This window comes from Rhodococcus sp. DN22 (assembly GCF_036669995.1).
In the GTDB taxonomy this organism is placed as follows: domain Bacteria; phylum Actinomycetota; class Actinomycetes; order Mycobacteriales; family Mycobacteriaceae; genus Rhodococcus_F; species Rhodococcus_F erythropolis.
Genome location: NZ_CP133326.1, coordinates 1764890 through 1778117, shown reverse-complemented (window position 1 = coordinate 1778117; position 13228 = coordinate 1764890). Strand labels below are relative to the sequence as shown.

16 protein-coding genes are annotated in these 13228 nt (G+C 63.6%); 2 read left to right on the top strand and 14 right to left on the bottom strand.

The features are described 5' to 3' along the window. The first annotated feature begins 243 nt into the window (after nucleotides 1–243). A complete protein-coding gene (locus RA302_RS08270; protein ID WP_030535503.1) occupies nucleotides 244–855 on the top strand; it encodes a TetR/AcrR family transcriptional regulator in 612 nt (203 codons plus the stop codon). Between the two features lie 12 nt (nucleotides 856–867). Here the strand turns inward: RA302_RS08270 and RA302_RS08265 are convergent, their stop codons facing one another. From RA302_RS08265 to RA302_RS08210, 12 genes are all read right to left on the bottom strand, one after another. Continuing rightward, nucleotides 868–1149 (bottom strand): metal-sensitive transcriptional regulator, encoded by a 282-nt coding sequence (locus tag RA302_RS08265; protein WP_003942012.1) that lies wholly within the window; start codon nucleotides 1147–1149, stop codon nucleotides 868–870. Between the two features lie 31 nt (nucleotides 1150–1180). Beyond that, nucleotides 1181–1453 carry a hypothetical protein gene (locus tag RA302_RS08260; protein WP_021333927.1) on the bottom strand — a complete coding sequence of 91 codons (273 nt, stop codon included), beginning with the start codon at nucleotides 1451–1453 and terminating at the stop codon, nucleotides 1181–1183. Further along, complete coding sequence (locus RA302_RS08255; protein WP_019744369.1) at nucleotides 1446–1961, bottom strand: hypothetical protein; 516 nt, start codon at nucleotides 1959–1961, stop codon at nucleotides 1446–1448. Before RA302_RS08255 ends, RA302_RS08260 begins: the two co-directional genes overlap by 8 nt. Beyond that, the gene (locus tag RA302_RS08250) at nucleotides 1954–2391 is read right to left on the bottom strand and encodes a hypothetical protein (RefSeq protein ID WP_019744370.1); all 438 of its coding nucleotides are present in this window, start codon (nucleotides 2389–2391) and stop codon (nucleotides 1954–1956) included. Before RA302_RS08250 ends, RA302_RS08255 begins: the two co-directional genes overlap by 8 nt. A gap of 15 nt (nucleotides 2392–2406) precedes the next feature. After that, the gene (locus tag RA302_RS08245; RefSeq protein ID WP_019744371.1) at nucleotides 2407–2562 is read right to left on the bottom strand and encodes a hypothetical protein; all 156 of its coding nucleotides are present in this window, start codon (nucleotides 2560–2562) and stop codon (nucleotides 2407–2409) included. A 57-nt stretch (nucleotides 2563–2619) separates the two neighbouring features. After that, nucleotides 2620–3282 carry a hypothetical protein gene (locus RA302_RS08240; RefSeq protein WP_019744372.1) on the bottom strand — a complete coding sequence of 221 codons (663 nt, stop codon included), beginning with the start codon at nucleotides 3280–3282 and terminating at the stop codon, nucleotides 2620–2622. A 49-nt stretch (nucleotides 3283–3331) separates the two neighbouring features. Beyond that, a complete protein-coding gene (hemB, locus tag RA302_RS08235; RefSeq protein ID WP_019744373.1) occupies nucleotides 3332–4306 on the bottom strand; it encodes a porphobilinogen synthase in 975 nt (324 codons plus the stop codon). 75 nt (nucleotides 4307–4381) lie between these two features. Beyond that, complete coding sequence (locus RA302_RS08230; protein WP_003941969.1) at nucleotides 4382–5944, bottom strand: bifunctional uroporphyrinogen-III C-methyltransferase/uroporphyrinogen-III synthase; 1563 nt, start codon at nucleotides 5942–5944, stop codon at nucleotides 4382–4384. A 60-nt stretch (nucleotides 5945–6004) separates the two neighbouring features. Continuing rightward, entirely contained in the window at nucleotides 6005–6979 is a 975-nt protein-coding gene (gene hemC / locus RA302_RS08225) for a hydroxymethylbilane synthase (RefSeq protein ID WP_019744374.1), read from the bottom strand. Next, nucleotides 6976–8337 carry a glutamyl-tRNA reductase gene (locus RA302_RS08220; RefSeq protein ID WP_019744375.1) on the bottom strand — a complete coding sequence of 454 codons (1362 nt, stop codon included), beginning with the start codon at nucleotides 8335–8337 and terminating at the stop codon, nucleotides 6976–6978. The genes hemC and RA302_RS08220 overlap by 4 nt, the downstream gene beginning before the upstream one ends. Next, nucleotides 8334–9221: a redox-sensing transcriptional repressor Rex gene (locus RA302_RS08215; RefSeq protein ID WP_338480130.1), complete on the bottom strand. Its 888-nt coding sequence runs from the start codon at nucleotides 9219–9221 to the stop codon at nucleotides 8334–8336. Before RA302_RS08215 ends, RA302_RS08220 begins: the two co-directional genes overlap by 4 nt. Before the next feature lie 140 nt (nucleotides 9222–9361). After that, complete coding sequence (locus RA302_RS08210; RefSeq protein WP_003941953.1) at nucleotides 9362–9622, bottom strand: glutaredoxin family protein; 261 nt, start codon at nucleotides 9620–9622, stop codon at nucleotides 9362–9364. A gap of 200 nt (nucleotides 9623–9822) precedes the next feature. Between RA302_RS08210 and RA302_RS08205 the strand changes: the two genes are divergently transcribed. Further along, nucleotides 9823–10818, top strand: a complete 996-nt coding sequence (locus RA302_RS08205) for an HAD-IB family hydrolase (protein WP_020968932.1) — start codon at nucleotides 9823–9825, stop codon at nucleotides 10816–10818. Between the two features lie 39 nt (nucleotides 10819–10857). Here the strand turns inward: RA302_RS08205 and RA302_RS08200 are convergent, their stop codons facing one another. Together RA302_RS08200 and RA302_RS08195 are read right to left on the bottom strand one after the other, a co-directional pair. Continuing rightward, entirely contained in the window at nucleotides 10858–11895 is a 1038-nt protein-coding gene (locus RA302_RS08200; protein WP_134999264.1) for a lysophospholipid acyltransferase family protein, read from the bottom strand. Then, on the bottom strand, nucleotides 11892–13025 hold the full coding sequence (locus tag RA302_RS08195; protein ID WP_019744380.1) for an NAD-dependent epimerase/dehydratase family protein: 1134 nt from the start codon (nucleotides 13023–13025) through the stop codon (nucleotides 11892–11894). Before RA302_RS08195 ends, RA302_RS08200 begins: the two co-directional genes overlap by 4 nt. Between the last annotated feature and the right edge of the window lie 203 nt (nucleotides 13026–13228).

Genomic DNA, 13228 nt, shown 5'->3' with positions numbered 1-13228 from the left:
AACTGTGTAGACCTCCCGATCGATACGGGAAGAAAGGTCAGGCCGACCGCAGAGTGTCCAGCGCTTTGCACTGGCCTCGATGTGGTCTGCGCCATACCGTAACACCAGAATGAACAATGTTCATTCTATTTCGAACAATGTTCATTCTATGATCTACATCACTTTGGATTTTGGGTGGCGTTCAACAACGAACAGCGTTCGATGTAAATTGAGGATGCCGAGCGGCCCGACTACGGTGGTCAAATGAGCAGTGCCAGCAGCAAGTCGATCTACGGTGACGCCGAAGTGCGTCGGCGCCGAACACTCGACGCGGCGATCTCGCTTCTGGACGAGGGAGGCTACTCCGCGCTCACCATCCGCGCGGTCGCTAAACGAGCCGGCACCAGCACCGGACTGATCTACCAGTACTTCGTCGACAAGCAGGACATCTTCGCCGCACTCCTCAGCGAAAGTCAGCTGGAAATGGCGGACTTCGTGAACTCGCTCCCCCGCGAGCAGGGACTGAGCGCCTTACTCGAGTCCATGATTTCCGAGTTTGCTCGGCACTGGGCACGGGTGGGTCGACTCACCACCACTTGGCGCGACATCGAAGGCATGGCCGGGTCCGACCGAGAAAGCATGCGGGAACTTCACGCATCCGTAGCGGTCTACAACTCGGCATTGATTCGAGCGCTCACCGAATCTGCTGCAGCCGAAGGGAGCCGGTTGATCGACGACCCCGCGTTGATCCATCTCGTGCTCTCCGGACTCAAAGGCCTGTCGGACACCATCGTCATCAACATCGCCAAAGAAGTCACACCCGAGTACTTCGTGAGCTTCTCCGCCCGGGCGCTCGCGCGGTCCATCACGGAGTGACGGACCGACACCTTACGAACGAACGAGGCGAGCGATGGCCGCCTGAGCTTCCTTGATCTTGACGTCCGCTTCCGGACCACCCTGCTTGGCAGCTTCGACGACGCAGCCCGCAAGGTGCGCGTCGAGAAGCTTCAGGGACACGGACTGCAACGCGCTCGTCGCGGCTGACACCTGGGTGAGCACGTCGATGCAGTACCGGTCGTCTGCAACCATGCGCGAGATTCCGGCTACCTGACCTTCGATACGACGAAGGCGCTTGAGCAGATCGTCCTGCTCGGGGCTGTAACTACTCATACCGCAACTATACCCCCTACCCGTATGAGGGCTACTGCGATGCGACGAAGCCCACCCGGACGCGGCGCACGACATCGATGGCCATCAGCCCCGCAACCAGAATCGACAACCCGGCGCCCGAGATCCAGAGACCGTCGTAGTGCGTGCTCTCGAACGGTGGAGCGCCCTCCAGTATCGGTCCGAAGTCGGACGTCGTCGTACCCGCTCGCCAGCACACGACCGCCAGAATCGTGGCGGCGACGATACCGAGTACACCGATCCATGTCTTCACGTCGACGAGCGGAGTTGGCTGCGCCTCAATCATCGGCAGACCCGTCCGGTTCCACACCGACCGTGACAACCTGGCTCAACGCCTCGCGAAGTGCCCGATCGTCTTTCGCCCACGCTCGCACCAATCCCCCGGTGGTCAGACGCAAGCCGATACCGTGCCGACGCCGGGGCACTCCGGACAGCTCACCCAGCGCGCGTGCCGTTTCCCACGGCTCCATTTCGTCTTCGTAGGCGGCGTCGTCCGATTCGGGAAACACCTCGGCGATCTCGGTGATCGGCACCTCTTCGGTTCCCTGACGCAACGTGGTCGCGGTCAGAAGCACGCTCGCATGCCGGCGCGCGGCAATCACCTGCACGTACACCAAGCCGGTGAGGATCACGGCGAACATCGCCAGACCGAACCAATGCACCACCGGGCCGGTGAACAGCTCGATGACCAAGGCGATCAGGCAGAAGATCGGACCGAACGCGATGGCCCACCACCGAGATCCGGGTTCGTAGTACAGAACGTCCGGGCCGATTTCAGGAGCACGGTCAGCCACGGGCGAACCAACTTCGGGTGGTGTCGCGGTAGATCGCGACGCAGGCACAGATCAGCATGACGGGGACGACGAGCGCGAGCACGGTACTGATCCCAGCGACGACCAGCGCGATCTGCAGCACAGCGAACACCCCGGACACGATCACCAGGATCCGTCGGCAGAGAGGTTTTCCGGCGCGAGTGGGACCGGCGAGGCCGCCGATCGCGAGGCCGGTCAACAGCAGAACCAGCCCGGACACCCGCACGAAGGTGACGTAGATGTCGATGTTTCCGGCCGATACGCCTTGATCGGTGAATTGCTCACGCAGCGAATACGAGGCGCTGGTGACATTGATCAGGCCGAAGAGTATGAGTAGGAACGCGCTGGCGATCCACAACCAGAATGCTGCCTCGACGGCCGTCGGGCGCCGGACCTTCGTAGAGATACTCACGGGTTCAAGTGTGCGCTATCCGCTGACGATGCCCGGAATCATGAGCACCAGGAGTGTCACCAGAACAGAGGCTCCGAGGATCGCGAACAAGATCACTTCGGTCCGTGAACCACGTTGGCGCAGTGGAGCGTCGTGGGTGCTTTCCGTGCGCAGGGCTTCCTGAGAACTCATTGTCTACGACCTCTCCCCTACTACTGCAGTGACCCGTTTCACAGTACCCCGAGCTACCTATCGGTTCCCCGCCGGGGGGAAACGAAGAAAGTACGGATTGGACTCTTTTCGGTGCATCATCACGATGGCCCCGACAGCAGCAACTGCCTGCAGGATTTCCGCTCCGCCGAACAGCAGAGTGGCCGCGCCGCCGTCGCCGCCGAGCCCGAAGATCACGGGGATCGCAGAGACCAACATGAAGACTCCACAGAACGTCAGCAACATTCGAGCCCAGTTCTTGCCACGACTCATCGAGCGCACGAACAAAAGGAACACCGCGGTGACGATCACCACCAGGACAGCGGAGAACACGATGACCAGTGGGAACATGCCCTCCACGTCGGAGCGTGTCAGACCGGCATCGACAGCCGCCTGGTTCCTGAGCATCTCGTCGACGAACATCGACTTCTGCCCGAGCAGCATCCAGATCATCGCGCCGCCCTGGACCAATCCCAGCGCCGTCACAGCCCACCACAACTGAATCGCAGTCACGACGTCCGTCGGCGGCTCGGGTTTCGGCTGGGGGCCCGGGTATCCGTTGTAACCGGGGCCGTATCCCGGGATCTGACCCGTCGGCATCGGTCCGAGTTCGCGGTACGGCTGATTCTCGAACGGCTGGTTCTCGTAGGGAGGTTCCCGGCGGGGCGGTTCCTGGCGCGACGGCGGCCACTGCTCGGTCATGACACCAGCGTATCGGTCGATACCGGTGCAGCCACCATGCGTGACTCCGTCACAGCCATCCGGCAACTTCCGACGCCCAGTACGTGAGGACCACGTCGGCACCGGCGCGGCGAATGCTGGTGAGCGATTCGAGAATCGCCGCGTCCCGATCGATCCACCCGTTCTGCGCGGCGGCCGTGATCATCGAGTACTCACCCGAGATCTGGTACGCCGCGACCGGAACCGGAGACCGGTCGGCGGTCTCACGCAGAATGTCGAGGTAGGACATTGCAGGCTTGACCATCACCATGTCAGCGCCCTCGGCGACGTCGAGGTCTACCTCGCGCATCGACTCGCGGCGGTTGGCGCCGTCCTGCTGATAAGTACGACGATCACCTTGCAGTGAGGATCCGACGGCTTCACGGAACGGTCCGTAGAACGCTGACGCATATTTCGCGGCATAGGCGAGCTGACCGACCTCGACATACCCGGATGCATCGAGCGCACCGCGGATCGCAGCCACCTGACCGTCCATCATGCCGCTGGGGCCGAGCAGGTGCGCACCCGATTCAGCTTGCGCGAGAGCCATTTCGACGTACCGGATCAAAGTTGCGTCGTTGTCGACGGCGCCGGCGGCGGTAAGCACGCCGCAGTGGCCGTGATCGGTGAACTCGTCGAGGCAGGTATCGGCCATGATGACCGTTGAATCGCCGAGTTCTTCTGCCAGAGCGCGCAATCCGACGTTGAGGATGCCGTCGGGATCGGAGGCACCGGAGCCCTGAGGGTCCTTGTCCTCCGCCTTGGGGACGCCGAAGAGCATCAGACCACCGACGCCGGCTTCCACTGCTTCCACCGCGGCGGACCGCAGCGAATCGAGCGTGTGCTGGAAAACGCCTGGCATGGAACTGATCTCACGCGGCGCATCGATGCCGTCTGCAACGAACATCGGCAACACGAGGTGCCGGGGTTCGAGCGAGGTCTCTGCCACGAGTCGCCGGAGCGCTGGGGTGCGCCGGAGCCGGCGAGGGCGATGAGTGGGAAACACGAGAAGTAGCCCTCCTTCGTCGGAACCTGTGAGTGGTTGAGGAGTCCGCAGACTCCTCAACCACTCACGGGTGCGCTAGCGCCTGCGGGACTTCTTACGCGGCGGCGGCAAAGCACCTTCGGCACGCAAGCGAGCTGCGTGCTCGGCGAGAGCCTCCACCAGCGGTCCCACCTGCGAGGTCTCGGGCTGCACGTCGACGCGCAGACCGAACTCGATAGCGGTTTCGGCCGTCTTCGGGCCGATGCACGCGACCAACGTGCGGGCGTGCGGCTTGCCGGCGATGCCGACGAGGTTGCGCACGGTCGAGGACGAGGTGAAGCAGACGGCGTCGAATCCACCGGTCTTGATCATCTCGCGGGTCTCGGCCGGCGGCGGCGCTGCCCGGACGGTGCGGTAGGCGGTGACGTCGTCGATCTCCCAACCGCGTTCGCGCAGGCCCTCGGCGAGGGTTTCGGTTGCAATGTCCGCGCGCGGCAACAGAACCCGGTTGACCGGATCGAAAACGTCGTCGTACGGGGCGAATTCGGCCAACAGGCCTTCGCTGGACTGCTCACCGGTCGGGATCAGCTCGGGGTTGATGCCGAACGAGCGCACCTTGGCTGCGGTTGCTTCACCGATGCAGGCGATCTTCACACCGGAGAAGGCGCGAGCGTCGAGGCCGAACTCCTCGAACTTCTCCCACACTGCGCGAACAGCATTGGTGGAAGTGAAGACGACCCACTGGTAACGACCGTCGACGAGGCCCTTGACCGAACGCTCCATCTGAGCCGGGCTGCGAGGCGGCTCGACGGCGATGGTCGGAACCTCGATCGGGATCGCTCCGTGAGTGACCAGACGGTCGCTCATCTCGCCGGCCTGATCCTTGGTGCGCGGCACGAGGACAGTCCAGCCGTACAGTGCACGCGATTCCCACCACGACATCTTGTTGCGCTGCGCGACAACCTTGCCGACGGTGACGATGAGCGAGCCCACCAGTTCGGATCCGGCTTCGTTGAGCGTCGCGAGAGTTGCCTCGACGGTTCGCTGCTGACGAGTGGTGCCGCGGACGGTGATGGCAGCAGGCGTCTGCGGAGCCAAGCCGTTCTCGACCAGCGCGCTGGCGGTCTCGGCGAGATGTCCCGACGTCGCGTGCAGGACAAGTGGTCCCGGTGCAGCGGCCAGAGCAGCCCAGTCGACTTCACCGCGAACGTCGGCCTCGGTGTGACCCGAGCCGAGAGCCATACCGGCGTAGCTCGGCACTGCCGAACCGGACGGAAGACCGGGGAGAACCTCGAACTGAACCTGGGTGCGGGCCACCGCGGTGACCTCTGCGATCACGGAATCCGTGGTCAGCGGGTCGCCGGAGACCAGACGCACGACGTCGTGACCGTTCTTGGCCTCGTGCACCAATGTCTTTGCAACCTCGGCAGGCTCACCGAGTGCCGGACGCACGTCCGCGATCAGCTCGCCGGTCTCCTCGTCGCGGCCCATGTCGATCCCGACGAGTGCGACGACGCCCTTGTCGACATCCGGATCGGTGAATGCCATTGCGGCGCCGGTGAGGACGTCACGTGCGCGAACGGTGAGCAGGGCGGGGTCGCCCGGTCCCGATCCCACGAACAGGATCCGTCCGGGAGTGTTCTTTCGGACTCGGGTCATCGGTGATTCTCCAGTGCGCTGTATCGAAATGGGAACTTGGTGCAAGTGCAAAGTGGGGCGTCAAACATCGGCTGCCTCGCCTGTAGTCACGTTCATCAACTCTCGGGCGCCGAGTTCGAGTAACTCGCGCGCTACCGCTCGGCCGAGTTCCTCGGCCTTGTCCGGCGCACCCACTGCGCCGGTACGGATGACGTCCGAACCGTCGATGGCGGCTGCGCAGCCGCGTACCGACAGTTCGTCGAAGATTCTGCCGTCGTCGTCGAGGGATTCGACGATCTCCGCGATCGCTCCGACCGGAGCGGTGCAGCCCGCTTCCAGCTCGGCGAGAAGTGCACGCTCGGCAGTGACTGCCGCCCTGGTACCGGCGTCATCGTGCTCGGCCAGGATCGCCGCCAATTCCGCATTGGCAGAAAGGCATTCGACGGCCAGAGCACCCTGCGCCGGAGCGGGGAGCATCTGCACGGGCTCGATGTTCTCGGTGATGAGATCGAGCAGACCGATACGGGACAAGCCGGCGCGAGCGAGGATCACGGCGTCGAGTTCACCGGATTCGACCTTGCCGAGACGGCGTTGCAGGTTGCCCCGCAACGGCACGATGTCGAGGCCGAGCCCGAGTGCCTTGAGCTGCGAAACGCGGCGCGGCGCGGAGGTTCCCACCTTGGAACCGGCCGGAAGCTCCCCGAGGACCAGACCGTCGCGGGCGACGAGCGCGTCACGCGGATCTTCGCGTGGCGGAATCGCCGCGATGACGAAACGCGGATCCTGCGCGGTCGGTAAGTCCTTGTAGGAATGCACAGCAACGTCGACGCGGTTGTCCAGCAAAGCTTCTCGAAGCTCTGCGGTGAACACTCCGACGCCGATCTTCTGGACGGGATCGGTGGACTGGTCGCCCTTGGTCTTGATGATGACCAACTCGGCGGGATGTCCCGCTGCAATGAGGGCATCGCGCACGGTACCGGCCTGCGTGGTCGCGAGAAGACTTCCGCGAGTGCCGATCCGCAGCGGGCTCCCCGATCGAGGGGTGGTGACGCTCATGCCTGCAGGTCCCTTCCAGTGCGGTCGCCGTCCACCAGGTCGGTGGGTGTGGCCACGGCCGCGGGAGATCCGGGGCTGAGTTCGAAGAGTTCGCGCAGCGCTGCTGCGTAGGAGTCGCCGCCGGGGGCCGACGCGAGTTGCTTGACGCGCACGGTCGGGGCGTGGAGAAGCTTGTCCACGACGCGTCGCACGGTGCGTGCAACCTCGTCGCGCTGCGGATCGTCCAGGCCGGGCAGACGCGAATCGAGCCGCATCAGTTCGGCTTCGACGACGTCGGCGGCGCGCTGACGCAAAGCCGTCACGGTCGGAGTGACCTCGGCGAGGCGCTGTCCGGCAAGGTAGGTCGCAAGTTCGCCGGCGACGATGGTGCGTGCGGCATCTGCGTCGGAAGCGGCTGCGCCTGCCGCCGGATCACGCTGCAGCGTCTCCATGTCGAGAACGGTGACACCCGGCAGGCCGGCGACGGCGGGATCGATGTCGCGCGGCAGCCCGAGGTCGCAGATGACCAGGTGCTTGGTGTTGTCGCGATCGGGCTCGGCGAGTGCGCGGTGCACATCCGCCAGGGTGACCACTGCCCCGACCGCGCCGGTACAGGTAACCATGACATCTGCCTGCGCCATCGCGGCCGAAAGCTGATCGAAGGCAACACCGTCGGCGTCGACGCCGTTGGAGCGTGCCGTCTCTGCCAGGTGCTCGGCGCGTTCCTGTGTCCGGTTGACGACGACGATGCGTTCGATTCCGGCGCGAGTGAGATGCGCAACCGACAGACCGCCCATCGAGCCTGCTCCGACAACCACGGCAGTGCGGCCGACGAGGCCGCCCTCACCGATGATGCCCGCTGCACGATCGAGAGCCACGGATACGACTGATGCTCCGGCTGAGTCGATTCCGGTTTCGGAATGCACTCGCTTGCCGACGCGCAGTGCCTGCTGAGCCAGTTCGTGGACGACGCGTCCGGCGGCCTGCTGCGCATCCGAAGATGCGTAGGCCGAACGGATCTGGCCGAGAATCTGCTGTTCGCCGATCACCATCGAATCGAGGCCACTGGCCACGGCGAAGAGATGTTCGACCGCTGCTTCGCTGTAGCGGACGTATGCGTGAGCGTGCAGCGCCGTCAGGTCGAGACCCGAATGGTCGGCGAGGATTTCACCGACCTCGGTGAGTGCACCGTGGAACGCGTCCACCACCGCGTAGACCTCCACCCGGTTACAGGTGGAGACGATCATCGCTTCGGAGATGTGCGAAGACGCCAGAAGCTTGTCGATCAGCTTCGGACGATCGGTGTCGGTGACAGCTACTCGCTCGAGCACCGGGACGGGCGCGGTTCGATGCGAGACCCCGACAAGCAGAACACTCACGGCGCGATCACTGATCCGTTTCTTGTCGAACCTGCTCCGACCGGAGCGGGTGAACTGGTGGATGGGACTGACGAAGCGGATGCGGCGTGAGCCACTCGTACTCGCGGCGCACTGGATGCCTGATCGGCGTTGCGCGCACTGTTGAAGGAGAGAACCTGCATCTCGACGGCTAGATCTACGCGTCGCAGTTCCACGTGGTCGGGAACGTCTAGGGCGATCGGCGAGAAACTCATGATGCAGCGCAACCCGGCGCTGACGAACTGGTCGCACACGCCCTGAGCTGCCTCGTCCGGTGTGGAGATGACGCCGATGGTCGCATTCAGTTCACGGCAGGCGATGGTCAGTTCCTCGGTGCTGCGCACGACGAGATCCCCGACTCTGCTTCCGATTCGATCTGCGTCACTGTCGAAGAGTCCGACCATCTCGAAACCGCGGCGGCTGAATCCGCCGTAGCCGACCAGCGCCTTGCCGAGGTTTCCGACTCCGACGAGAACGACCTTGTGCCCACGATCGAGTCCGAGTGCACGCTCGATGCGGATGCGGAGCCTGTTGACGTCGTACCCGACGCCGCGGACGCCGTTGGGTCCGAGGAATGACAGATCCTTGCGCAATTTCGCCGATCCGACACCGGACGCCTGGGCAAGTTCCTCGCTCGAGACGATGGAGGTACCCCGGTCGGACATCACTCCGAGGACCCGCAGGTATGCGGCCAAGCGCGTCACCGTAGCCTGGGGGATGACGCGATCCTGAGCGATCGGGTCAGTAACCGAGGCGCTGGAAGCGTCGGTGACAGAAGAGCCCGCAGCGCCGGTGACGCGCTGAGCCACAGGCTCATGCGTCTGGTGCGGTTCGGTCACGTCGCTGGCTCCTCGTCCGGTCGACACGACTGTCGACCTCCACGATGCTCCGGGGGAATGTTCACACCACGGTAACCGCTTGTGAACCCATGCACAAAGTTGCTCGAGACGGGTTCGATGTGCCGTTCACCTGCAAAGCGGCTCCGCGGACAACTTTGAGGGTTGCCTTACTTGCGTAAATCGTCACGAAGGCGCTCTTCGTCAACTTCCCAGTAACCGTGCTCGCGTCCGTCGAGAAGAATGACCGGCAATCTGTCTCCGTACTCCGCTCTCAGCTCTGGATCCGTCGCGGCAGCTTCGTCTACGTCGATGCACGTCAATTCCAGCTCGAACTCGGAACAGACCCGTCGTAGTACCTCCGCCGCGCCGACGCAGGACGCGCATCCTGCGCGTGTCAACAAGGTCACTTCATGCGTAGCTGCAGTCATCGACGCATACCTTTCTTCTACTGGGACGCCATCTACTTGATCGGTCGAGTGTGCCTCCGGAGCCCCACTCGGTACCAAATCGGCGGAGAGGAACGTCACACACCACAGGGAAGGTCACCATCCAACCCATCGGGCCTCATCGCGGAGGATAGGCTGACTCGAAGAGTTCTCTGCTCGAGAATGCAACACGGGAGGTGCGGGTGCCTGCGCGATCACTACCGAACGGCTCCGGATTCGGATCAGGGCTTGCCGGGGTCATTCTCCCCGGACGTCGCCATGTAAAGAATCCGCTGGGCCCGAGTGAGTCGGAAGTTCGAGCCAATCTCGCCGGCGAGGCGAGCGCTGATGCAGCTCTGGCATTGCACGAAGCTGCCAACCCCACAGAACCGGAAACCGGCGAAGAGCCCCCGGCCGTTCCGCGCGACCTCACGGCCGCCGCATTCTTCGACGTCGACAACACCATGGTGCAGGGTGCGTCGATCATCCACTTCGCCCGTGGTCTCGCTGCACGAAAGTATCTCAAGACCTCGGATCTGGTGGATTTCGCGTGGAAGCAGATCAAGTTCCGAGTCACCGGCCGAGAAAGTAGCGACGACGTCGCCGAAGGCCGCGAGAAAGCACTGTCCTTCGTGGCCGGTCGATCCACCGCCGAACTCGCCCGCCTCGGCGAGGAGATCTACGACGAGGTCATTGCCGACAAGATCTGGCCAGGCACGAGGGCGTTGGCCCAGATGCACCTCGACGCCGGACAACAGGTGTGGTTGGTGACGGCAACTCCGGTCGAACTGGCCCAGGTCATCGCTGAGAAACTGGGATTGACCGGCGCCTTGGGCACCGTCGCCGAAAGTGAGGACGGAGTCTTCACCGGCCGACTCGTCGGCGACATCCTGCACGGCATGGGCAAGGCGCACGCCGTACGGACGTTGGCGGTGCGTGAAGGCCTCAATCTCAAGCGCTGTTCCGCCTACTCGGACAGCCACAACGACGTACCGATGCTCTCGTTGGTGGGGACACCGGTGGCGATCAACCCCGACGCAGACCTTCGTGAACTCGCGAAGAACCGCGGTTGGGAAGTTCGTGATTTCCGCACCGGACGAAAGGCCGCCAAAATCGGCGTTCCCACAGCGCTGGTACTCGGAGCAGTCGGCGGTGCGCTCGCGGCAATTCTCGCCAGGCGCAAAGAACAGAACGCCTGAGCGGGTTCGGTCCGGATCGAGAAGCGATCCGGACCGAACTCAGCCGAGAAAGACGTTGCGCCGCTTGGCCAACAACCGATAAAGCGTCTGCTGAATCGTTTCTCGGACGTGGTCCGTGACCTCGAACAGGACCATCGGATCGTCGGCTGCACCGCTCTCGAAGGTGTCGGTGACGATCGGCTTTCCGAACTCGATGTACCACTTCGACGGCAATGGAACCAGGCCGAGTGGCCCGAGGTGCGGAAACAAAGGTGTGACCGGGAAATACGGCAAACCGAGAACGCGTGCGAGTGTGGTGAGATCACCGATCTTCGGATAGATCTCCTCCGAGCCCACGATCGAGCACGGAATGATCGGAACACCGGTTCGCATTGCGGCCGACACGAAGCCACCGCGCCCGAACCGCTGCAACTTGTACCGCTCACTGAACGGTTTCCCGATGCCCTTGAATCCTTCCGGGAACACGGCCGCGACTTCACCGTCGTTGAGCAGACGCTCGGCGTCGGGGTTGCACGCCAACGTATGGCCGGCTTTGCGCGCCAGCCCGCCCACCACCGGCATTTCGAAAGCCATGTCCGCAGCCAACATTCGCAGTGGACGATGCGCCGGATGATGATCGTGCACGGCAACCGACGTCATCAGCCCGTCGAGTGGGATGACACCGGCGTGATTGGCAACCACCAACGCTCCCCCGGTGAGGGGAATGTTCTCGATCCCACTGACCTCGACGCGGAACCATTTCTCGAACAACGGCCGCAGCATTGGCATGACGACGTTGTCCGCAAAATGCGGGTCGAATCCGAACTCGTCGACCTCGTAGTCGCCGGACACCCGACGTCGGAAAAATTCTGCTGCCGAGGCGATCTGGTCGACGATCGCCGACCTGGCCGCATCGACGAACGTGCTCTCACCACCATGGTCGGCCGCCGACGGCACTCCGGACGGATGCCGACGCTGACTTTGTTCACGGACGTCACGCTCCGCGCCGGTGACGGACTCACGCGAACGAGAAGCTTCCGACTTTCCGGTGTGAGTTGCGCTGGGCCGCAGGGGAATTACCTTCGCCACGTCAGTCACCCCTTCACCGCACTTCGTCCCGACAACGGCATGTGCATCACGTCTGCACTTACGCTCGCCTCGGCAGTGTCACCGCCGAGGATGGTGGTCAACGCATTCTCTGCCCGATCGATCCACTCGGACTTGATGATCCGGCGCGTCTGCATCGCACGCATGAAATCGTCGAGTGCCTGCATGGTGGTCCATCGCGGCTCGAAACCCAACTCGCTGCGCATGCGAGTGGTGTCGAGTCCGCAGCCGAACCGGAAATACTCGAGTTGCTCGTCGGTGTAGAGCCTCATGGAGGACCCCACCAACGCGCTCCCGACACTACGGAACAGAGCGAGCGGCATCGGAACTTCCACCCTGCCTGCCCGGCGGATCGCCTGCGACATCATCACCACTCCGTCGCCGGCGATGTTGTACGTACCCGAGGCGTGGCCGATGGTCGCCTTCTCCAACGCTGCGAGCGCATCCTCGACGTGGAGCAATTGCAGACGCGCGTTGCGCCCGACGATGGTCGGCACGAGCGGGGCGGTGACGTAGTGCCCGACAGTTGCAGTCAGCTGAGGTCCGATCAACGGCGCCAACCGCAGAATCCCGACCGAGATGTCGGGACGCCGACGCCCCATCCCGCGAAGATATCCCTCGATCTCGAGGCTGTCGCGGGCATATCCGCCCGGCGGCCGGCGGCGCGCACTCATTTCTTCGGTGAACTGAGCTGGATCCTTGGCACTGCACCCGTAGACGACCGAAGCCGAGCGCAGGACCACCTTGCGAACCGTCGGAGCTTTCTGGCAGACCGCGAACAGTTGCATGGCGCCGATGACGTTCATGTCCTTCATCGCGGCGCGACTGCCGGCTTTGGGGGCTTTCTGAAGCGTCGACGCGTGCACGACGGTGTCGACCTCGGCGTTTCGGATCACTTTGCCGATCAGTGGATTGCGGATGTCCGCTCGCACGAATTCCGCGCGGCCCATTCTGCGCATCATGTCCTTGCTCGGACTGACGGCGTCGACGGCGATGACACGCTCGATCGACGGATTCTGCGCAAGCCTGGTAACCAGGTAGCCGCCGAGGAATCTGCTCGCCCCGGTCACCAGTACGACGCGAGGCGCCGTTCCCCCTGAAGTGTTGTCACCTTCAACCACCAAGTACCCCCATATCCAGTAGAAACGCGCTCTGCCGAAGCGTTCCTCCCGCGATTTTCCCCCACTTTACGGGCAGAGGGGGTCCCGCGCTGACTACCCAAAATTCGGCCATTCGAGACAAACCGCCCAGACAATGAGACGGCCGACACATCTCTCCCCTGAGATACGTCGCCCCTCCCCTGAAATACATCGATGCCCGCCAC